Source organism: Pseudomonas sp. ERMR1:02 (genome assembly GCF_002277815.1).
GTDB lineage: Bacteria > Pseudomonadota > Gammaproteobacteria > Pseudomonadales > Pseudomonadaceae > Aquipseudomonas.
Window position 1 is genome coordinate 201424 of the sequence record NZ_NKJI01000002.1, and the last position, 20129, is coordinate 221552.

Sequence of the window (20129 nt, forward strand, 5' to 3'; positions counted from 1 at the left end):
TGACCCCCGAAATCCTACCGGGCGACGGCGAGGGTAGCGGTGAAGCTTTGTAGGGCTGTGTGAAATTGTGTAAGGGTTTTACTCAGGTGTGTGCGGGGCGTATATCCTTCACATCTTGATTCGTTTTGCGCCTGTTATGCCGCCTTCGCGGGCAAGCCTCGCTCCTACAAGAGCATGCGATGCCTTTGTAGGAGCGAGGCTTGCCCGCGAAGGGGCCGGACCTGTCGCCACAGCACTTTCTGGAAACACCCCCATGCCCAACATCCTCCTGGTCGAAGACGACACCGCCCTCGCCGAACTGATTGCCAGCTACCTGGAACGCAACGGTTATTCCGTCAGCGTGATTGGTCGCGGTGACCAGGTGCGCGAGCGGGCGCGGGTCAATCCGCCGGATCTGGTGATCCTCGACCTGATGCTGCCCGGCCTCGACGGGTTACAGGTCTGCCGCTTGCTGCGCGCTGATTCGGCGACGTTGCCGATCCTCATGCTAACCGCCCGCGACGACAGTCACGATCAGGTGCTGGGCCTGGAAATGGGCGCCGACGACTACGTCACCAAACCCTGCGAACCGCGGGTGCTCCTGGCCCGGGTGCGCACCTTGCTGCGCCGTAGCAGCCTCAGCGAGCCGCAGGCCGCCAACGACCGCATCCTCATGGGCAACCTGTGCATCGACCTGTCCGAGCGCACCGTGACCTGGCGCGAACAACCGGTGGAGTTGTCCAGCGGCGAATACAACCTGCTGGTGGTGCTGGCCCGGCATGCCGGCGAAGTGCTGAGCCGCGACCAGATTCTGCAACGCCTGCGCGGCATCGAATTCAACGGTACCGACCGCTCGGTGGACGTGGCGATCTCCAAGCTGCGGCGCAAGTTCGACGACCATGCCGGTGAGGCGCGCAAGATCAAGACCGTGTGGGGTAAGGGCTACCTGTTCAGCCGTTCCGAGTGGGAATGCTGAGCCGATGTTCAGAATCCTGTTTCGTCTGTATCTAGTGACCATCGTCTCGTTCAGCGCGGCGATTTATTTGGTGCCGGACCTGGTGATCAAGGTCTTCCACGAGCGCTTCCTCACCTACAACCTTGATTATTCCCGTGGCCTGCAAACCCTCATGGTGAAGCAGTTCAAGGCGGTGCCGACTGAGCAATGGCCGGCCCTGGCGGCGGAAATGGACAGGGAGTTTCATCCGCTGCACATCGTGCTCAGCGCCAACGACGACGCCGGTTTTTCACCGGATGAGCAGCAGCGTTTGCAGCGCGGCGAGAACGTCGTGCGGATCGGCGACTGGGGTTGGCGCACGCTGGCGGTGGCGCCGCTGAACGAGCGCACGGTGGTGCAAATGGTGGTGCCTCCGGATCCGACGGACGTCAGCCTGTTGTACTGGAGCATCAACGTGCTGATCGGCGCAACCATGCTCGCCTGCCTGTTGCTGTGGCTGCGCCCGCACTGGCGCGATCTGGAACGCCTGAAAAGCGCGGCTGAGCGCTTCGGCAAGGGCCACTTGAGTGAACGCACGCAGATTGCCCCCAATTCCAACATCGGCAGCCTGGCCAACGTCTTCGACACCATGGCCCGCGACATCGAAAACCTGCTGAATCAGCAGCGTGATCTGCTCAACGCGGTTTCCCATGAACTGCGCACACCACTGACCCGCCTGGACTTCGGCCTGGCCCTGGCCCTGTCCGACGACTTGCCGGCCACCAGCCGCGAACGCCTTCAAGGTCTGGTGGATCACATTCGCGAACTCGATGAATTGGTACTGGAGCTGCTGTCCTACAGCCGCCTGCAAAACCCGGCGCGGGTGCCAGAGCAAGTCGAGGTGTCGCTGGATGAATTCATCGACAGCATTCTGGGCAGCGTCGATGACGAGCAATCATCGGACATCGTCATCGACGTGCTGCTCCACGGCCTGCTCGAACGCTTCACCCTCGATCCGCGCCTGACCGCTCGTGCCCTGCAGAACCTGCTGCGCAACGCCATGCGCTACTGCGAAAAACGCATCCAGATCGGCGTGCAGGTGTGCCCCAAAGGTTGTGAGATCTGCGTGGACGATGACGGCATCGGCATTCCGGATGACGAGCGCGAGCGGATTTTCGAACCGTTCTACAGGCTAGATCGCAGCCGCGATCGCGCCACGGGCGGGTTTGGTCTGGGGCTGGCGATCAGTCGCCGGGCGCTGGAGGCCCAGGGCGGCACCTTGACCGTTGAAGCGTCGCCGCTGGGTGGAGCGCGGTTTCGGTTGTGGTTGCCGACGTCGGCTTGACGTGTGCGATCTGTCATTCCTGACAGTAGTCACCTTTTACATTTAGGCGTTTCATTGTCCCTACGCAGTCAGGCTGTCGCGCCACGCACTGATGACTGGAGGGTAGAGATGGGAGCGCCAACAATAAGAACAATGGGTAAAGGCACGATCAATGCGATCAGGAAAGTCTGGGTCGATGCAACATCGACCAAGTTTGCGATGGTAATGCCTGACGATGGATGTTCAAGGCTGGCGGTAAGGATCGGCGCTAATATCACTGCGGACGGCGAAGACTATTTTTTTGTGGGCGACAAGGTTAGATACACCGTGATCATTGGCCAGGCGGGGGAATTTCCACGGGCACAGGATCTTGTGAAGTCTGGAGCGGGTAGCAGCTCTGTCTGATCGACCGCTGTCCTGTGGCGACTGTTCCGGCCTCTTCGCGGGCAAGCCTCGCTCCTACAAAGGCATCGCGCGCTTCTGTAGGAGCGAGGCTTGCCCGCGAAGACGGCCTGAAGGTCACAGCTGCAATCAAGCCCGAACCTTCGACAGCTCATCACGCGCTCAACCGGGTGCGCAACACCTTGGCCATGCTATCCAGATCCTCCATCGGATTGCGCCCGATCAACATCCACGCATGCTCCATGTCAGCCCAATAGACGATGTTCATCTCGTGCCGGCGTTCCTGGGCAAAATGCCGACTGCCGCTGTTGGATCTAGTAATACACAGCGCTAGTGGACCATGGATCGGATCGAGATAACTGATCTGAGCGATGGGTACGCCGTCGTACTCGAGGATTTGCGCCCGTTTGAATTCGGCGCGGGGCAAGGTCAGTTGCGCGGGCGCGAGGTGCAGACCCAGGCGCGCATCGATGGTGCGCAGTTGCGTACGCTGGGCCGTTTCGTCGTTGGGCAAATGGTCGAGGGTTTGCGGCACGTAAAGCACCATGTAGTCGGCCACCAATGCGCGCCAGTTGCGTTTCTCCTGACTCGTTTGCCAGCCAAGGAACAAACGGTCCGACAGCACGCCGCCCGCCACCAGCCCGGCTGCCGCCGCAAGGAACCAGCGGCGATTGAGGGCCGGGCGGGCCGGCGAGGGCAGGGTGTCGAGCATGGCTTGCAGGCGATCCACCGGAGCCTGGCGCCCCAGTTCGTCATAGGCTGCCTTGAACGGCAGGCTGCTGCGGTTCAGCCATTGCAGGCGTAAACCAAGCATAGGATCTTCGGCGACGGCCGCTTCGATACGCTCGCGCTGTTCGCTGTCGAGTTGATCATCCAGGTAAGCCACCAGTTGCTCATCCGGAATTAACGCGTTCATCGACGTTCTCCGCTGGAAGGGTTGTGTACGGACTGCAATGGCGGGTACTCGGCGAGTTTGCCCCGGGCGGTGGCCAAGCGGCTCATGACGGTACCGATGGGCACTTGCAGCACTTCGGCAACTTCGCGGTAGGACAAGCCTTCGACATAGGCCAGAAACACCGCTTCGCGCTGGGCTTCAGGCAGCGCATCGACGCGGCGGATGACTTGCACCGCCATGACATGGGTTTGTGCCACGTACTCACCGTCGAATGACAACACTTCTTCTCCGTCTATCGTGCCTTGACCGTGACGCACTCGTCGTGCGCGCACTTCGTTGAGCCAGATCGAATGCAGAATGCTCATCAGCCAGCGGTCCATGCGCGTGCCCGATTCGAACTGTCCGGCCCGTTCCAACGCCCGCACGCAGGTGGCTTGCACCAGGTCTTCGGCGACATGCCGTTGCCTGGACAACAGCAGGCCGTAGCGCCACAAACGCGCCAGGTGTTGACCCAGTTCTGCCCGTATTGCCTGATCGCTGGCGATGGGGACCTCCGTCTGCTCGGTGTGTCAGGTTTTCGATGAGCCGTTGATGGCGTCAGCCAGGTCCTGGTATTCCTCGCAAGTAGTGTTGCCGCAGATCGATTTGATCTTCTGCAACTGTTCCTGGGCGAGATCCAGTTGACCCTTGATCACATAGGCTTCGCCGAGGTATTCGCGGACCTTGGCGTATTGCGGGTCGAGTCTGACCGATTGCAGGTAAAAACCGATGCCTTCGTCAGTGCGCCCCAGTTTACGCGTGGCGTAGCCGCGATAGTTCAAAGCCTTGGCGGTGTTGGGCTCTTTGAGCGTGTCGAGCAGTGCCAGCGCTTCTGCGTAACGCCCGTCCTTGGCCAACTGGTAAGCGTAATCGGTGCGGTCGGCGTCCGGCACCAGTTTGCTGGTTTGCGAGACGCATTTTTGCGACTTTTTGTCGAGGACCTGCCCTCTGGGGCACTGGGGGGCGGCGGGAGAGTCATCGTCGCCGTGGGCCCAGGCCTGTGAACCGGACAATACAACAGCAAGTATCAACGGTGCAGTGAATATCGAGTAGCGGCTATTCATGGGCAAGGCTCCATAGGTGTCAGGGTTGGGACATTGAACAGGCCGAAGAAACCGGCGACCAGCAAAACTCAAACACGGCAAGGTGAACAAATATTCATTTTTTTGTGGCGCCTTGCGCAATTAAAGCTGGCAGTTAAATCTGCGGGGCGGCCTTCGTGGGCAAGCCTCGCTCCTACAAAGGCATCGCAGCTTCTGTAGGAGCGAGGCTTGCCCGCGAAGGGGCCGGCATATACACCGCATAAGCAGTCCCGCTTTTGGCTGAACCACTGCCTTACTGCCAGCCTAGATGCCTTGTTATAGTTCCGTGTTACAGCTCCGACCTCTTTTTTGCCCGCAAAAGGATCACAGGCATGGCTCAATACACCGCGTTCACCGTCGAACTGGTCGACAAAATCGCTCACGTGCAGATCAACCGTCCAGAAAAGATCAACTCGATGAACGCCGCGTTCTGGAGCGAGATCGTCGAGATTTTCCAGTGGATCGACGACACCGACGAAGTGCGCGTGGTGGTCCTCAGCGGTGCCGGCAAGCATTTCTCCTCGGGCATCGACCTGATGATGCTGGCCGGCGTGGCCAACGAGCTGGGCAAGGACGTCGGGCGCAATGCGCGCCTGCTGCGACGCAAGATCCTCAACCTGCAAGCCTCCTTCAACGCCGTCGACAACTGCCGCAAACCGGTGCTTGCGGCCATCCAGGGTTATTGCCTGGGCGGCGCCATCGACCTGATCGCCGCGTGCGACATGCGTTACGCCGCCGAAGATGCGCAGTTCTCGATCAAGGAAATCGACATCGGCATGGCCGCCGACGTCGGCACGCTGCAACGCTTGCCGCGAATCATCGGTGACGGCATGCTGCGTGAACTGGCTTACACTGGTCGCACTTTCGGCGCCGATGAAGCGCGTGGCATGGGCCTGGTCAATCGCGTCTACAGTGACACTGCCAGCCTGCTCGATGGCGTCCTGGGCATTGCCCGGGAGATTGCGAGCAAGTCGCCGATTGCCGTCACGGGCACCAAAGAGATGATCAGCTACATGCGCGATCATCGCATCGATGATGGCCTGGAATACGTCGCCACCTGGAACGCCGCCATGCTGCAATCCACCGATTTGCGCGTGGCCATAGCCGCCCATATGAGCAAACAGAAACCCGAATTTCTGGATTGATTGAAAAATGACTTCACGCTGGACCACTGCGGTACTGGACACTGACCAACCCGGCGGCTGGGCCGTGGCGCGTAGCCCGGAAGGCTTCCTCTTCGATGACAATGGCGCATTGTTCCCACGGGAATGGCTCAAGCGCCAGGACTTGCCGATTCTTGCCGAACACGGCATCGGTCACCTCGACGGCGAGCCGGTGTACCTGCTGGAGTTGCGCACTCACAACGAAGTACCGGGCTGCAACTGGAAAGGTCTGCGGGCATTCATGCTTGAGGGCGATCACACGCTCTACAAGGTGCTCGGTTATGCCGCGCAGATCGGCACCTGGGCCCGTGAGCACCGTTTTTGCGGTAACTGCGGTCAGGCCATGACCCAGGTGCCGCGCGAGCGGGCGATGTATTGCCAGCCCTGCGACATGCGCAGCTATCCGCGGATTTCGCCGAGTATGATCGTGCTGGTGACCCGTGGCGATGAAGTGCTGCTGGCTCGCTCGCCACGGTTCGTCACGGGTGTCTACAGCACCTTGGCGGGGTTCGCGGAGCCTGGCGAATCGGCCGAGGATTGCCTGATTCGCGAAGTTCGTGAAGAAGTGCGGATCGAGGTCAAGAACATCCAGTACATGGGCAGCCAGTGCTGGCCGTTCCCGCATTCGATGATGCTCGGCTTCCATGCCGAATACGCCGGCGGCGAAATCGTCTGTCAGGAAGACGAGATCGAAGACGCCCAGTGGTTCAACGTTCACGCGTTGCCGCCGTTGCCGGCGTCACGCTCGATTGCCCGCTACCTGATCGACGTCTACGTGGCGCGGCGCTTAGGCCACGCTGAACCAGTGTTGCCAGGCTAACCGCACGGTCAGCCCCAGCACCACGGTGATGAACACCGGACGAATGAACTTCGCGCCGCCGCTGATGGCGGTGCGAGCGCCGAAGAAAGCCCCGACCATCACCGACAGGCCCATGCTCAGGCCGATGATCCAGTCCACTTGCCCGGAAAACACGAACACCGACAGCGCTGCGATGTTGCTGACGAAGTTCATGCTGCGCGCCACACCGCTGGCCTTCACCAGATCGATCGGATACATCAGCAGGCTGCTGACCGTCCAGAACGCGCCAGTGCCCGGACCGGCCACGCCATCGTAGAAACCGAGGCTGAAGCCTTGGGTCGATTGCCACTTCTTCTTGATCGGCGCATCGCTATCCAGCGGCGCTTTCGGCGTGCCGCCAAACAACAGGTAGACGCCGCAGGCGAACACGATTACCGGGAGCATTTTGTTCAGCCATTCGGCTGGCAGGTAGTGCGCGACCACCGCCCCGGTCAGTGCGCCGACCAGGGTGCCAACGATTGCGTGCATCCACTGCCGGGGATGAAACAGCTTGCGACGGTAGAAGGTGAAACTGGCAGTGGCCGAACCGAAGGTCGAACTGAGCTTGTTGGTGCCCAGCACCAGATGTGGCGGCAGGCCGGCGGTGAGCAGAGCCGGGGTGGTTAACAGGCCGCCACCGCCGGCAATGGCATCGATGAAACCGGCAATGAAAGCGACAATGGCCAGAATGGCCAGGGTAGTGAGGTCAACGCTGAGTTCGAAAGGCATGGAATCGGCTTAATCGGCAGGGTGCAGCGAAGGGGCTGCGGGGAAGGGCCGATATCTTACCCGTAAATTTTCCCCCTTACAGCTGATCGTTCCCACGCTCTGCGTGGCGAGGACACGCCAATGAGTCAGCAAGCCGTCAAATTGGCGGGAGTTGGAGGCCGAGGCTCACTTAAAGCAAGCCGCAGTCGCCTGAACCCCACAAAACCTGTAGGAGCCGGCTTGCTGGCGAAAGCGGTCTTCCAGTCAACGATGATGTCGACTGGAAGGCCGCTTTCGCTGGCAAGCCAGCTCCTACAGAGGATCAGTGTTTGATCGTTCTGACCCTAAATTACAGACCCAGGTCCGACAGGCCCGGGTGATCATCCGGCCGACGACCCAGCGGCCAGTGGTACTTGCGTTCGGTTTCCTTGATTGGCATGTCGTTGATGCTGGCAAACCGGTTGGCCATCAAGCCATTCTCGTCGAACTCCCAGTTCTCGTTGCCGTAGGAGCGGAACCAGTTGCCCGAATCGTCGTGCCATTCATAGGCATAACGCACGGCGATGCGGTTGCCGGTAAATGCCCAGAGTTCCTTGATCAGGCGATAGTCCAGTTCCTTGGCCCATTTACGGGTCAGGAAGCCTTTGGCTTCTTCGCGGTTGTAGGCGAACTCGGCGCGGTTACGCCATTTGGTGTCCAGGGTGTAGGCCAGCGATACACGTTGCGGATCGCGGGAGTTCCAGCCATCTTCGGCCAGGCGGATTTTTTCAATGGCCGATTCACGGGTGAATGGCGGCAATGGCGGACGAACTTCGGCGTTAGACATTTCAAGTCTCCGTATAAGTTAAAGTTCAAGCAAGTTGAAGGGCTTGAACAAGTTATTACAGGTCCAATAACTTTCGCGCCATGCATTGCGCATTATCGGCGGCACTGTGATCACCCATTACAAGCGCCACGGTTATGGCGCCGTCAATCAGGATCAGCAGCTGTTTGGCCAGCATCTGCGGATCTTCGGCGCCATGTTCGGTACACAGTTCGGCACACAGTTCGTGCAAGTAGCCGAGCAGTTTCTGTTTGTGGTCCCTGGCGACCAGGCGGACCGGGTCTTGCGGATCGCCGGTTTCGCCGCTGGTGTTGATGAAAGCGCAGCCGCGAAAGCCTTCGGAAAGGAACCACGACTTGAGCACGGTAAACAGGTTGAGCAGGCGGTCGGCCGGGGTTTTGGCCTGTCCGACTTCGCTTCTGTACCACTGCATCCAGCGTTGGTCCCGGCGTTGCAGGGCCGCGACGGTGAGCTCCTCCTTGTTGGCGAAGTAGCGGTAAATGCTCTTTCTGGAGACACCGGCGGTTTTCACCAGGAGATCCATACCGGTGGCGGCAATCCCACTTTTGTAGATCAACTTTTCGGTGACGTCCAGAATGATGTCGCGTGTGTCGTTGCTGGTTATTTCGTTCATGTAATTAACAGTAGAACGATCGTTCTCCTTGGTCAAGAAGATATTTTTCAGACAGTGTAATTGCCTTCGCGGGCAAGCCTCGCTCCTACAGAGAGCGCTGTGCTTTTGTAGGAGCGAGGCTTGCCCGCGAAGAGGCCACTACAGACACCAACAAGACCCGAACCAACCGATGGTGTAAGCTCTCAAACTCTCTGGATTCGACCCGATTGCGAGCCCTATGCCGTTGCTTTTCAAACGCTCTCTGCTGCCAAAACTGCGCAGTTTTCCGCTGACCGCCGATGCCGTCACCATCCTTTCTGGCGCTGCCGAGTTCCGTCGTTGCCTGCTGGAAAAAATCGCCAGCGCCACTCAGCGCATCTACATCGTTGCGCTGTACCTGCAACAGGATGAGGCCGGCCAGGAAATTCTCGATGCCTTGCACGCGGCCAAACTGGCGCGTCCGAACCTGGATGTGGTGGTGGTCGTAGACTGGCTGCGCGCCCAGCGCGGCTTGATCGGTGCCGGCAAGCAACCGGGCAACTCGGCCTGGTATCAGGAGATGACCCGTACTCACGTAAGCGAAGTACCGGTGTACGGTGTGCCGGTGCAGACCCGCGAGCTGTTCGGCGTGCTGCACTTGAAGGGCTTCATCATCGATGACTGCGTGATCTACAGCGGCGCGAGCCTGAACAACGTCTACCTGCACAAGTTCGACAAGTACCGCTACGACCGTTATCACCTGCTGCACAACCGCGACTTGGCCGATTCGATGCAGCATCTGGTTCAGCATGGACTTGTCGCTTCAAAAGCTGTGCATCGCCTCGATCTGCCGAACCTGCCGACCACCCGCAGCCTGCGCAACGACATCGGCGACCTGCGTAGTCGTCTCAAACATGCAGCGTACGACACCACCCAAGGCACCACGGACAAGAGCAGTCTGTCGGTCAGTCCATTGCTCGGTGTGGGCAAAAACAACCCGCTGAACCGGGCGATCTGCGAACTGATCGCCAGTGCCCAGCAGCAACTGACTATCTGCACGCCGTACTTCAACTTGCCGCTGGCGATTATTCGCGAGGTCAACCGTGCACTGACCCGTGGCGTGAAGATCGACATCGTGGTCGGCGACAAGACTGCCAACGACTTCTACATTCCGCCGAGCGAGCCATTCAAGGTGATCGCGGCGTTGCCGTACCTCTACGAAATCAGCCTGCGCCGTTTCGCCAAGCGTCATCAGCGCAACATCGACAGTGGCCAGTTGAACCTGCACCTGTGGAAAGACGGCGATCACACCTACCACCTCAAGGGCATGTGGGTCGACAAGCGCTACACCTTGCTGACCGGCAACAACCTCAACCCGCGGGCGTTCCGCCTGGATCTGGAAAACGCCTTGCTGATCGATGATCCCAAAGGTGAATTGCTTGAGCCGCGTAGTAAGGAGCTGAAAGAGATCTTCCAGCACACGACGCGTATCGAGCGGTATCAGGATCTGGAAACGCTGCTTGAGTACCCGGCGGGGGTTGCCAAGTTTCTCAAGCGTGTGAGCCGTGTTCGTATCGAGCGGTTGCTGTATCGCATTTTGTAAAGCCTGAAAAAGCTTCGCTGGCAAGCCAGCTCCTACAGGGAAACGCGTTCCAAACTGCAGGAGCTGGCTTGCCAGCGAAGGGGCCCGATCAGACGCTACAAACCTCAGTTCAAACCAAGTTTGCCACGCAACGTCGACAAATCTTCAGCCAGTGTATTTACCGGCCCAACCAACGCCTTGCGGTCGTTTTCCTTCACTTTGTCGTAAGTCTCGAAACCGCCACCCTTGGTTTTGTACTTGGCCAGAACCGTATTCACCGTGGCAAAGTTCTTGTCGACCTTGGCGACAAACGCTGCGTCCTGTTTCTCGATCTGCGGACGGAACAGGTCGACGATTTTCTTCGCGCCGTCGATGTTGCCCTGGAAGTCATAGAGGTCGGTGTGGCTGTAGCGATCTTCTTCGCCGGAGATCTTGGTGGCCGCCACTTCCTCCAGCAGCGCAGCGGCGCCGCCGACGACTTTTTCCGGCGGGAAGGTCAGGCCGGCGACGCGGCTTTGCAGGTCTTTGACGTTTTTGTCCAGACCGTCCGCCAGCTCTCCCAGGCCCTTGGCGCTGTTCTGCGAGAACAGCGAGTATTCGATGCGGTGGAAACCGGTGAAATCCTCGGCTTTCACGCCTTTTTCGTGGTCATCGACCCTGGAGTCGATGGACGCGTCCAGGTCACTGAACAGCTCGGCAATCGGCTCGATCGACTCGTAGTAGACACGGGTCGGCGCGTAGAGCTTTTTCGCGGTGGCCAGGTCACCTTTTTTCACTGCGTCGGTGAACTGCCGGGTGTGGCTGGCCAGTTCATCGAGTTGCTCGGTGACGTAGATCTTGTAGTCGGAAATCGGCTGCACCAACTCCAGCGGCGCCGTCGCCGCGAAAGCTGAAAACGGGCTATTGAGCAAACCTAGGGTCAGCATTAACGCCAGTGGCGACTTTTTCATTGGATAGCTCCTGAGATAGCCCCGCAGAAGGGTCAGGTTGTGGTTTTAGGTTGGGTAGCGTTCAGCAGCGAACGACCGATGAAATCCTGGTCACCGGTCACACCGGGCAAGGTGAAGAAGTACCCACCGCCAACCGGCTTGAGGTATTCCTCCAGCGGTTCGCCGTTGAGCCTGGTTTGCACGGTGATGAAGCCTTTCTGCAGATCGGCCTGGTAACAGATGAAGAGCAGGCCCATGTCCAGCTGACCGTTCTTGTTCACGCCGTTGGAGTAGTTGAACGGCCGACGCAGGATCAGGTTGGCCTGGGTCGCGGCAGTGCGCGGGTTGGCCAGGCGGATGTGCGCGTCGAGCTTGGTCAACTTGCCTTCGGGGTCTTTGTTGTAGTCCGGGACTTCGGTTTCATGGGCGCCGCCCATGGGCGCGCCGCTGCTTTTGACCCGGCCGAGAATGCCTTCCTGTTCCTGCAGCGGCGTGCGGTCCCAGCGCTCGACGAAGTTGCGGATGATCCGCACCGCCTGATAGCTGCCGTTGGCCGTCCAGGCCGGTTCGTCGTTGCCAGGCTGGACCCAGACGACGCGGTCCATGGCTGTGCCATCGTTGGAATCGGGGTTGGCCGAACCGTCGCGAAAGCCCAGGAAATTACGCGCGCTCTGCGCAGGTTTGCCGGGTTTCGCTGGAGCCTGGGGCGGCACGCTGCCTTCCTGTTTCCAGCGCACCAGTAGCAAATCCGGTAGGTTTTTCACGATGTCGCGCAGGGCGTGGATGTTGGTGTCAGCGGTGTTGGCACAGAACTGCAGGCTCAGGTCGCCGTGGCAGCAATCGGCTTCCAGCGCATCGTTGGGGAAGCCGACCATACGGATCAGGCGCTTGGGTTTGGCACTGGCCAGACCGAAGCGCTCGTCGAACAGCGATTCGCCCACCGACACGGTGATGGTCAGGTTATCCGGCGTGACCACCGGGCCGAGAATCCCCGAATCCACCGGTGGCAGTTTCGGATCGATTTGAGCGACCGGGCCGCCCTTCATCAGGAACGCGATACGCTCGTTGAGGGTGCGCAACAGTCGCTCCAGGTCTTCGCGATCGCTGGCCAAAACATCAAACGACACCAGCATGCCCGACGCCGGGCGCGGAGTGACGATGCCGCTCTGGTGCTTGCCGTGGAACTCGTGGCGGTCGTAGGTTTGGTCGCTGCTGGGTGCTTCGGTCACCTGCGCGGGGCTGGCGGCCATGGCCGGGCAGCTCAGCGCCGAACCGGCAAGGGCGACACCGGCGGCGCCCATGCCCATCAATACACGGCGTCGCTGGAGGTTCAATTGCTCTGAATCGTTCATCTGAAAGTCGTCTTCTGCTTAGAGGCCGCAAAGGCCAAGGGCGGGATCGATACCATCGAGTGCAGCGGCCAATGCCTTGGCCTTGTCGGCAATCTGCTTGCGCTGTTCGGCGCTGACGCTGTCGTAGCTGGCATAAGCGTCGTTGACTTTGAAGCCATTGAGTTGTGCATCGAGTGCAGCGAGTGCGCTGTCGATCTTCGGCAGCAGGTCGGCGGCGGATTTGCTCAGCAACGGGCGCAGCAGCTCGACGACTTTGCGCGCGGCATCGAGGTTTGCGGCGAAGCCATTCAGGTCGCTGTGGCTGTAGCGTTCCTCTTCACCGCTGCTGGCGTGTACGTCGCCGATGCTGTTGAGGTTGCGCACCACGATGCTGACCAGTTGCTCCGGCAGCAGCGACTGGGCCAACAGCTGTTGCTTGAGGGTGGTGACATCCGTGAGCAGGCGCTGGGTGAGCGGTGCCAGACCGTCGAGGTCGCGTTGCTGGAACAGCGCATATTCGAGGCGATGGAAGCCGACGAAGGCTGGGTCCTGTTCGCGTTTCTCGAAGTAATCGGCGCGAGCGTTGATGCTGTTGTCCAGTTCGCCCAGGCGCTGGGCGGCGGGCGCAAGCCGTTGATAAGCTGCACGGGCCGGCAGGTACAAGGCTTGGGCCTGGCTCAGGTCACCGGCTTCGATCGATTGTTCAAGCGCCGTAACGGCCTTGATCAGCGCGGTGCTCTGGCTGCTCAGGTACACACGAAATTCCGACAATGGCCCCACAAACGCCACCATCGAAGGTCTGGCCTTGGCCGCCGCGTCGGACGCCGCCGTTGGCGTGACGTGCAAGGTGCCGCGCGGGTTGCTCAGCAAGCCGCAGGTGATCGCGTAATCGCCGGGTAACAGATTGGCATTGATCACCTGGCTCAGGCCGGGGGCAATGTTTTCCCGTTCTTCAATCACCAGCACGCCGTCGAGGATTTCCCATTCAACGGCACGGTCCGAGCGGTTGACGATGCGGAAGCTGGCGCGACCGGCCGGAACGGTCAGGGCATTGGGCTCGCAACTGTGCGAGTGAATGGTCACCAGCACTTCGTCATGGTTGGCCTGGCGCTTGGCCGCGGCCATTTTCGAGGCGTAGTAGAACAGGCCGCCGGCGGCGATCATCACGATCACCGAACCGGCCACCGCCCAGCGCAAGGCACGGGGAGGGGAAGCCTGGGTTGGTGCTTGGTTTGGCATGGTTGCCCTTACTGATTGGAAACTGGAATGGTCTGACCCTGGGTCCTGTAGGAGCGAGCCTGCTCGCGAAAAACCCAAGGGCGCCGCGGGGCATCTGGTTTTACGCGTTATCGTTCACGACCATCGCGAGCAGGCTCGCTCCTACAGGGGTTGGCGTTAGGCATAGAGGCCGGGAGGAAAAACATGAACAGCGCCATCAGCAGATAAAGCAGATAAGCGCCGAGGGTGCTGGCGGTTGGTGCGTCCTGATAACCGAACATCCCGGCCAGCACCGAGCCCAGCGGGCCGTCCATCGGCAACGCCGCGCTGATGTCGAAGAGCACGGTTTGCAGGTGATTCCACACGCCGGCTTCATGCAGCGCCTGTACGGAATTGGCGAGGATCCCGGCGGCCACCACCAGAATGAAAAGACCGGTCCAGCGGAAGAACGCGCCAAGGTTCAGGCGCATGCTGCCGCTGTAGATAAGGAAGCCGACGACGATTGCCAGGATCAGGCCGAGCAGCGCGCCGATCGGAGCCGCCGGGCCTTCGCTTTGCTGGAACACGGCGAGCAGGAAAACACCGTTTCCAGGCCTTCCCGGGCCACGGCGAAAAACACCATGGCGATCAGCGCCGTCACCTGATGTTTGGAACCCGTCAGCGCCTGATCGAGCGAGACGTGCAACGCATGCTTGATCGAACGTGCCACCTTGCGCATCCAGAACACCATGGAGCTCAAGATGCCGACGGCCACCAGCCCGACCACACCTTCAAACAGTTCCTGTTGTTTCTGCGGAAACTCGGCGCTGACCAGTTCCAGTCCACCACCCACCAGCAGGGCGAGCGCGGCGGCGAGGAATACGCCGATCCACACGGCGGGCATCCACTGACCGCGTCCGGTCTGTTTGAGGTAGCTGGCGATGATGCCAACGATCAACGCGGCCTCGATGCCTTCGCGCAGCATGATCAGAAAAGGAACGAGCATTCAGCACCGTGATGGCAATAGGTAGGGGGCTAATTTGTAACATAATGACACTCATTCCCAAATGGCATTGATTGACATTTACCTGAACATAAGCTGAACAACCCTGAAGATCCCGGTCGGCACCTATCCACTGTAGGAGCTGGCTTGCCAGCGAAGGCGGCGCTTCAGTCGATATATACGTCGCCTGACACACCGCCTTCGCTGGCAAGCCAGCTCCTACATTAGGGATCTGCGTTGGGACGATGGCTGCGCTAATATGCCCACCACTCAAACAACAACACGGCTCACCTCGCTCAATGTCGGAAAAAGACACCATTTCCATTCAACTGATGCGTGAAGCGCTGTTGCAGAGTTGCGCGCCGGGCGTCGCCACCATCGAGGTGTTGAACAAAGTCGGCATTGATCCGGACCTCCTGCACGACAGCGCTGCCCGGGTGCCGGCCACCGCCTATGCGCGGCTGTGGCGGCTATTGGCGCGGCGTGGGGACGACGAGTTTTTTGGCATGGACCCGCGCAAGCTCAAATCCGGCAGCCTGGAATTTCTCTGCCGTTGCGCCATGGTCCAGCCGAGCCTGGCGGCGGGGCTCAGCAGTGGCCTGGTTTTTTTGTCGTTGATGCTCGAGCGGATGCCCGCCGAACTGGTGCGCCAGCAAAGTCTGGCGGAAATCGTCCTGCTGGAGGAAGACCACGAGCCGCGCCGCGCTTTTACTTATTTCACCTACTGGATGATCGTGCATGGCGTGGCGTGTTGGCTGGCTGGGCGGCGTATTCCGATTCTGGCCATCGAGTTGCGTTGCCCGCAGCCGGATTTCTGTGATGACTATCAGGTGATGTTTTCCGAGAACCTGCGTTTCGACCGGCCACGCACGCGGATGATTTTCTCCGCCGATTGCCTGGATTTGCCGATCAAGCGCACGGCGGAGGAGCTTAAGCGTTTCCTGGCCCATGCGCCGGCGAACATTCTGGTGAAATATCGCGATCCGCAGAGCCTGGCCAGCCGGATCAAGCACGATCTGCGACTGCTGCCCGCCGAACAGTGGCCGGAAACCGAAGGGTTGGCGCAACGCCTGTGCATGTCAGCCTCCACCCTGCGCCGGCGTCTGGCCGAAGAAGGGCAGACTTACCAGGGGATCAAGGACAGCGTGCGCAAGGAGTTGGCCATTGTCTGGCTGGCCGAACCCGCCATCAGTTTCGTGGAAATCGCCACCCGGCTGGGGTTTGCCGATGCGAGTTCGTTCTACAAGGCGTTTCGCAAGTGGTCGGGGTCTAATCCTGGGCATTACCGCAGTTTGATCCTCAACGAAACCACCTGATCCGGAATTTTTATTGCCGCGGCCGGCCTCTTCGCTGGCAAGCCAGCTCCTACAATTGAAATGCGTTCCTCTGTAGGAGCTGGCTTGCCAGCGATGGCGTCCGTCCGGGCACCGCATCTTCAAACCTTGGCCAAACCAGTCAAGCAGCTTGATAACTTTGACCATTGCCACGCACCTCGCGCGGAGCGAGTATTTCCCTGTTATTTACGGTTCCCCCAACCTAATAAAAAACACAGAGGGATTCTGGCAATGCGCGATTACTTGTCTGCTGTTTCACAGTTCAATTATCAGCACACCATCGATGCCGCACTCGCAGGTGATCTGAGCGCCCTCAATGCCTGTATCGAGTGTTGCGACCGGCATGCGTTGCCGGGCCGGATCGCGCTGTTCTGGGAAGGCCGCGATGGCTCCAGCGCGACGTACACCTTCAGCGACCTGCAGGACAAGGCTGCGCGGTTTGCCAATTTCCTTCTGAGTCAGGGCGTCAAAAAAGGCGACAAGGTCGCAGGTCTGCTGCCCCGTAACATCGAATTACTCATCACCGTGTTCGCCACCTGGCGCATCGGCGCGGTTTACCAGCCGCTGTTCACCGCCTTCGGCCCGAAAGCCATCGAGCATCGTCTCAACTCCTCGGGCGCCAAAGTGGTGGTCACCGACGCGGTCAATCGGTCGAAACTCGCCGAAGTCGCCGATTGCCCGACCATCGTCACCGTCGCCGGCCCCAAGGGGCAGGGCATCGTGCGGGGCGATTACAGTTTCTGGGCCGAACTGGCCAACTATTCCTCCAAGTGTGAACCGGTGCTGCTGACTGGCGAAGACCCGTTCCTGCTGATGTTCACCTCGGGCACTACCGGCCCTTCGAAAGCACTGTCTGTGCCGCTCAAGGCCATCGTCGCCTTCCAGAGCTATACCCGTGACGCCGTGGACCTGCGCCCGGAAGACGCGTTCTGGAACGTCGCCGATCCGGGCTGGGCCTACGGCATCTATTTCGGCGTGACCGGCCCGATGTCGATGGGGCACCCGATCACCTTCTACGATGGCCCGTTCACCCTCGAAAGTACCTGCCGGGTCATCAACAAGTACAGGATCACCAACCTCACCGGCTCGCCGACCGCTTATCGTCTGTTGATTGCCGGCGGCGACGAATTCGCCAAATCGATCAAAGGCAAGTTGCGCATCGTCAGCAGCGCCGGCGAGCCGCTGAACCCGGAAGTGATCCGCTGGTTCGCCGACAACCTTGGCGTAGTGATTCACGACCATTACGGTCAGACCGAACTGGGCATGGTGCTGTGCAATCACCACGGTCTGGAGCACTCGATTCACATGGGCGCCGCCGGTTTTGCCTCGCCCGGCCACCGCATCGTGGTGCTGGACGATGAATACAAGGAACTGGGCATCGGCCAGCCAGGCATTCTCGCCATCGACCGTACTCAGTCGCCGATGTGCTGGTTCGCCGGTTACGAAGGTGCACCGACCAAGGCCTTCGTCGGCAACTATTATTTGAGCGGCGATACCGTCGAGTGGAACCCGGACGGTAGCATCAGCTTCGTCGGCCGCAGCGACGATGTGATTACCACTTCCGGCTACCGCGTCGGCCCGTTCGACGTAGAAAGCGCGTTGATCGAACACCCGGCGGTGGTGGAAGCTGCGGTGGTCGGCAAGCCCGATCCGGAGCGCACCGAGCTGGTCAAGGCGTTCGTGGTGCTCAGCGCGCAGTACCGTGCGGCGCCGGAACTGGCCGAAGAACTGCGCCAGCACGTGCGCAAGCGTCTGGCCGCGCACTCATACCCTCGCGAAATCGAATTTGTCAGCGAGTTGCCGAAAACCCCAAGCGGCAAATTGCAGCGCTTTATCTTGCGCAACCAGGAAATCGCCAAGGCTCAAGAGGCCGCCGCGAAGAACGTTTCAGCTTGAATCCAAGGAAACAATGATGCAGATCGAAAACAAGGTATTTCTCGTCACCGGCGGCGCTTCCGGCCTGGGTGCGGCCACCGCTGAAATGCTGGTCGCGGCCGGCGCCAAAGTGATGCTGGTGGACATGAACGCCGAGGCCGTTGCGGAGCAGGCCCAGCGTCTGGGCGCGCAAAGCGTGGTCGCGGACATCAGTGACGAAGCGGCGGCCGAAGCGGCGGTGCAGGCAACGGTCAAGGCCTTTGGCGGCCTCAATGGCCTGGTCAACTGCGCCGGCATCGTGCGCGGCGAGAAGATCCTCGGCAAGAATGGTCCGCACGCGTTGTCGAGCTTCAGCCAGGTGATCAACGTCAACCTGATCGGTAGCTTCAACATGCTGCGTCTGGCTTCGGCGGCGATTGCCGAGACCGAAGCGGACGCCGATGGTGAGCGTGGCGTGATCATCAATACCGCATCGGCCGCGGCCTATGACGGCCAGATCGGCCAGGCAGCCTACGCGGCCTCCAAGGGCGCCATCGTCAGCCTGACCTTGCCCGCTGCCCGTGAGCTGGCGCGCTTTGGCATCCGCGTGATGACCATCGCCCCGGGCATTTTCGAAACGCCGATGATGGCTGGCATGACCCAGGAAGTCCGCGACTCCCTGGCAGCCGGCGTGCCATTCCCGCCGCGCCTCGGCAAACCTGCCGAGTACGCGACGCTGGTCCGGCATATTATTGAAAACAGCATGCTCAATGGCGAGGTGATCCGTCTCGACGGTGCCTTGCGCATGGCCGCCAAGTAAGGAGTATTTGTCATGACTATTGCCAACGATCCAATCGTTATCGTCAGCGCCGTCCGCACCCCGATGGGCGGCTTCCAGGGCGAACTGAAAAGCCTGACTGCACCGCAACTCGGTGCCGCCGCAATCAAGGCCGCGGTCGAACGCGCCGGCGTTGCTGCGGACTCGGTTGAAGAGGTGTTGTTCGGTTGCGTGCTGCCCGCCGGTCTCGGCCAGGCCCCGGCACGCCAGGCTGCACTGGGTGCCGGGCTGGATAAGTCGACCCGTTGCACCACCCTCAACAAGATGTGCGGTTCGGGCATGGAAGCAGCGATCCTGGCCCACGACATGCTGCTCGCCGGCAGTGCCGACGTGGTGGTAGCCGGTGGCATGGAAAGCATGTCCAACGCACCTTACCTGCTGGACCGCGCCCGCAGCGGCTACCGCATGGGCCATGGTCGGGTACTCGATTCGATGTTCCTCGACGGCCTCGAAGACGCCTACGACAAAGGCCGCCTGATGGGCACCTTTGCCGAAGACTGCGCGCAAACCAACGATTTCAGCCGTGAAGCCCAGGATGCGTTTGCCATCGCTTCGACCACCCGCGCCCAGCAGGCGATCAAGGATGGTAGCTTCAAGGATGAGATCGTGCCGTTGACCGTCACCGTCGGCAAGGAGCAGGTGACCATCAGCAACGATGAACAGCCACCGAAAGCCAGACTGGACAAGATCGCTTCGCTGAAGCCCGCGTTCCGCGACGGCGGCACGGTCACTGCGGCTAACTCCAGTTCGATCTCCGACGGTGCGGCGGCATTGGTGCTGATGCGTCGTTCCGAAGCCGACAAGCGCGGTCTCAAACCGCTGGCGGTGATTCATGGTCATGCGGCATTCGCCGACACGCCGGGGCTGTTCCCGGTGGCACCAATCGGTGCGATCAAGAAGCTGATGAAGAAAACCGGCTGGTCGCTCAATGACGTCGATCTGGTTGAAGTCAACGAAGCCTTCGCCGTGGTCGGTATGGCAGCGATGACCAAACTGGAAATCCCTCACGAGAAACTCAACGTCCACGGCGGCGCTTGCGCCCTCGGTCACCCAATCGGCGCGTCCGGGGCGCGGATTCTGGTGACCTTGCTCTGGGCCCTGCGCCAGAAAGGCCTGAAGCGCGGCGTTGCAGCGATCTGCATCGGCGGCGGTGAAGCCACAGCCATGGCTGTGGAATGCCTGTACTAAGGCAAACGGCATAACCCTTGTAGGAGCGAGCCTGCTCGCGATGGACGTTAACGATGACGAGGGCTGTCTGGATGAACGCGGCGTCCTGACGTTT

Annotated in this window: 19 protein-coding genes and 1 pseudogene; 10 read left to right on the top strand and 10 right to left on the bottom strand. The window is 60.3% G+C overall.

Annotated features, from left to right (window positions below; all coding sequences use genetic code 11):
• Positions 1–253: 253 nt before the first annotated feature.
• The 3 genes from CES87_RS04545 (at position 254) to CES87_RS04555 (ending at position 2642) form a co-directional block, all read left to right on the top strand.
• Complete coding sequence (locus CES87_RS04545; RefSeq protein WP_128605139.1) at positions 254–955, top strand: response regulator transcription factor; 702 nt, start codon at positions 254–256, stop codon at positions 953–955.
• A 4-nt stretch (positions 956–959) separates the two neighbouring features.
• The gene (locus CES87_RS04550) at positions 960–2258 is read left to right on the top strand and encodes an ATP-binding protein (RefSeq protein ID WP_128605140.1); all 1299 of its coding nucleotides are present in this window, start codon (positions 960–962) and stop codon (positions 2256–2258) included.
• Positions 2259–2366: 108 nt separating this feature from the next.
• Positions 2367–2642 carry a hypothetical protein gene (locus CES87_RS04555; protein WP_128605141.1) on the top strand — a complete coding sequence of 92 codons (276 nt, stop codon included), beginning with the start codon at positions 2367–2369 and terminating at the stop codon, positions 2640–2642.
• Between the two features lie 151 nt (positions 2643–2793).
• Here CES87_RS04555 and CES87_RS04560 read toward each other — a convergent pair whose 3' ends face one another.
• The 3 genes from CES87_RS04560 to CES87_RS04570 form a co-directional block, all read right to left on the bottom strand.
• Positions 2794–3555: an anti-sigma factor gene (locus CES87_RS04560; RefSeq protein WP_128605142.1), complete on the bottom strand. Its 762-nt coding sequence runs from the start codon at positions 3553–3555 to the stop codon at positions 2794–2796.
• Positions 3552–4037, bottom strand: coding sequence for a sigma-70 family RNA polymerase sigma factor (locus tag CES87_RS04565; protein WP_128605143.1), 486 nt, complete (start codon positions 4035–4037; stop codon positions 3552–3554). The genes CES87_RS04560 and CES87_RS04565 overlap by 4 nt, the downstream gene beginning before the upstream one ends.
• 66 nt (positions 4038–4103) lie before the next feature.
• Positions 4104–4637 carry a M48 family metallopeptidase gene (locus CES87_RS04570; protein WP_128605144.1) on the bottom strand — a complete coding sequence of 178 codons (534 nt, stop codon included), beginning with the start codon at positions 4635–4637 and terminating at the stop codon, positions 4104–4106.
• A 350-nt stretch (positions 4638–4987) separates the two neighbouring features.
• Here CES87_RS04570 and CES87_RS04575 point away from each other — a divergent pair, with 350 nt between their 5' ends.
• A complete protein-coding gene (locus CES87_RS04575; protein WP_128605145.1) occupies positions 4988–5800 on the top strand; it encodes a crotonase/enoyl-CoA hydratase family protein in 813 nt (270 codons plus the stop codon).
• A gap of 7 nt (positions 5801–5807) precedes the next feature.
• The gene (nudC, locus tag CES87_RS04580; RefSeq protein WP_128605146.1) at positions 5808–6638 is read left to right on the top strand and encodes an NAD(+) diphosphatase; all 831 of its coding nucleotides are present in this window, start codon (positions 5808–5810) and stop codon (positions 6636–6638) included.
• On the opposite strand, the gene CES87_RS04585 is transcribed toward nudC, so the two are convergent.
• The 3 genes from CES87_RS04585 to CES87_RS04595 form a co-directional block, all read right to left on the bottom strand.
• Entirely contained in the window at positions 6606–7385 is a 780-nt protein-coding gene (locus CES87_RS04585) for a TSUP family transporter (RefSeq protein WP_128605147.1), read from the bottom strand. The two genes, nudC and CES87_RS04585, sit on opposite strands and share 33 nt — an antisense overlap.
• A gap of 328 nt (positions 7386–7713) precedes the next feature.
• The gene (locus CES87_RS04590) at positions 7714–8190 is read right to left on the bottom strand and encodes a nuclear transport factor 2 family protein (RefSeq protein WP_128605148.1); all 477 of its coding nucleotides are present in this window, start codon (positions 8188–8190) and stop codon (positions 7714–7716) included.
• 55 nt (positions 8191–8245) lie between these two features.
• On the bottom strand, positions 8246–8821 hold the full coding sequence (locus CES87_RS04595; protein ID WP_128605149.1) for a TetR/AcrR family transcriptional regulator: 576 nt from the start codon (positions 8819–8821) through the stop codon (positions 8246–8248).
• Positions 8822–9038: 217 nt separating this feature from the next.
• Here CES87_RS04595 and pssA point away from each other — a divergent pair, with 217 nt between their 5' ends.
• Positions 9039–10382: a CDP-diacylglycerol--serine O-phosphatidyltransferase gene (pssA, locus tag CES87_RS04600; RefSeq protein WP_128605150.1), complete on the top strand. Its 1344-nt coding sequence runs from the start codon at positions 9039–9041 to the stop codon at positions 10380–10382.
• A gap of 104 nt (positions 10383–10486) precedes the next feature.
• On the opposite strand, the gene efeO (CES87_RS04605) is transcribed toward pssA, so the two are convergent.
• From efeO (CES87_RS04605) to efeU, 4 genes and pseudogenes are all read right to left on the bottom strand, one after another.
• The gene (efeO, locus tag CES87_RS04605; protein WP_128605151.1) at positions 10487–11311 is read right to left on the bottom strand and encodes an iron uptake system protein EfeO; all 825 of its coding nucleotides are present in this window, start codon (positions 11309–11311) and stop codon (positions 10487–10489) included.
• 32 nt (positions 11312–11343) lie between these two features.
• Complete coding sequence (efeB, locus tag CES87_RS04610) at positions 11344–12642, bottom strand: iron uptake transporter deferrochelatase/peroxidase subunit (RefSeq protein ID WP_128605152.1); 1299 nt, start codon at positions 12640–12642, stop codon at positions 11344–11346.
• A gap of 18 nt (positions 12643–12660) precedes the next feature.
• Positions 12661–13860 carry an iron uptake system protein EfeO gene (gene efeO / locus CES87_RS04615; RefSeq protein WP_128605153.1) on the bottom strand — a complete coding sequence of 400 codons (1200 nt, stop codon included), beginning with the start codon at positions 13858–13860 and terminating at the stop codon, positions 12661–12663.
• A gap of 230 nt (positions 13861–14090) precedes the next feature.
• A pseudogene (gene efeU, locus CES87_RS04625) lies at positions 14091–14824 on the bottom strand (iron uptake transporter permease EfeU); the annotation flags it as partial.
• A 296-nt stretch (positions 14825–15120) separates the two neighbouring features.
• Here efeU and CES87_RS04630 point away from each other — a divergent pair.
• From CES87_RS04630 to CES87_RS04645, 4 genes are all read left to right on the top strand, one after another.
• Complete coding sequence (locus CES87_RS04630) at positions 15121–16137, top strand: AraC family transcriptional regulator (RefSeq protein WP_128605154.1); 1017 nt, start codon at positions 15121–15123, stop codon at positions 16135–16137.
• Between the two features lie 249 nt (positions 16138–16386).
• Positions 16387–18051: an AMP-binding protein gene (locus tag CES87_RS04635; protein WP_128605155.1), complete on the top strand. Its 1665-nt coding sequence runs from the start codon at positions 16387–16389 to the stop codon at positions 18049–18051.
• Positions 18052–18067: 16 nt separating this feature from the next.
• Positions 18068–18829, top strand: coding sequence for an SDR family NAD(P)-dependent oxidoreductase (locus CES87_RS04640; RefSeq protein WP_128605156.1), 762 nt, complete (start codon positions 18068–18070; stop codon positions 18827–18829).
• Positions 18830–18841: 12 nt separating this feature from the next.
• On the top strand, positions 18842–20035 hold the full coding sequence (locus CES87_RS04645; RefSeq protein WP_128605157.1) for an acetyl-CoA C-acyltransferase: 1194 nt from the start codon (positions 18842–18844) through the stop codon (positions 20033–20035).
• Positions 20036–20129 lie beyond the last annotated feature (94 nt).

Coding starts and splice junctions, on each gene's coding strand:
- efeB (WP_128605152.1), bottom strand. CDS start 12,642: ATGAACGATTCAGAGCAATTGAACCTCCAGCGACGCCGTGTATTGATG.
- pssA (WP_128605150.1), top strand. CDS start 9,039: ATGCCGTTGCTTTTCAAACGCTCTCTGCTGCCAAAACTGCGCAGTTTT.
- efeO (WP_128605151.1), bottom strand. CDS start 11,311: ATGAAAAAGTCGCCACTGGCGTTAATGCTGACCCTAGGTTTGCTCAAT.
- CES87_RS04645 (WP_128605157.1), top strand. CDS start 18,842: ATGACTATTGCCAACGATCCAATCGTTATCGTCAGCGCCGTCCGCACC.
- CES87_RS04595 (WP_128605149.1), bottom strand. CDS start 8,821: ATGAACGAAATAACCAGCAACGACACACGCGACATCATTCTGGACGTC.
- CES87_RS04545 (WP_128605139.1), top strand. CDS start 254: ATGCCCAACATCCTCCTGGTCGAAGACGACACCGCCCTCGCCGAACTG.
- CES87_RS04590 (WP_128605148.1), bottom strand. CDS start 8,190: ATGTCTAACGCCGAAGTTCGTCCGCCATTGCCGCCATTCACCCGTGAA.
- nudC (WP_128605146.1), top strand. CDS start 5,808: ATGACTTCACGCTGGACCACTGCGGTACTGGACACTGACCAACCCGGC.
- CES87_RS04575 (WP_128605145.1), top strand. CDS start 4,988: ATGGCTCAATACACCGCGTTCACCGTCGAACTGGTCGACAAAATCGCT.
- efeO (WP_128605153.1), bottom strand. CDS start 13,860: ATGCCAAACCAAGCACCAACCCAGGCTTCCCCTCCCCGTGCCTTGCGC.
- CES87_RS04570 (WP_128605144.1), bottom strand. CDS start 4,637: ATGAATAGCCGCTACTCGATATTCACTGCACCGTTGATACTTGCTGTT.
- CES87_RS04635 (WP_128605155.1), top strand. CDS start 16,387: ATGCGCGATTACTTGTCTGCTGTTTCACAGTTCAATTATCAGCACACC.
- CES87_RS04630 (WP_128605154.1), top strand. CDS start 15,121: ATGTCGGAAAAAGACACCATTTCCATTCAACTGATGCGTGAAGCGCTG.
- CES87_RS04555 (WP_128605141.1), top strand. CDS start 2,367: ATGGGAGCGCCAACAATAAGAACAATGGGTAAAGGCACGATCAATGCG.
- CES87_RS04640 (WP_128605156.1), top strand. CDS start 18,068: ATGCAGATCGAAAACAAGGTATTTCTCGTCACCGGCGGCGCTTCCGGC.
- CES87_RS04585 (WP_128605147.1), bottom strand. CDS start 7,385: ATGCCTTTCGAACTCAGCGTTGACCTCACTACCCTGGCCATTCTGGCC.
- CES87_RS04550 (WP_128605140.1), top strand. CDS start 960: ATGTTCAGAATCCTGTTTCGTCTGTATCTAGTGACCATCGTCTCGTTC.
- CES87_RS04560 (WP_128605142.1), bottom strand. CDS start 3,555: ATGAACGCGTTAATTCCGGATGAGCAACTGGTGGCTTACCTGGATGAT.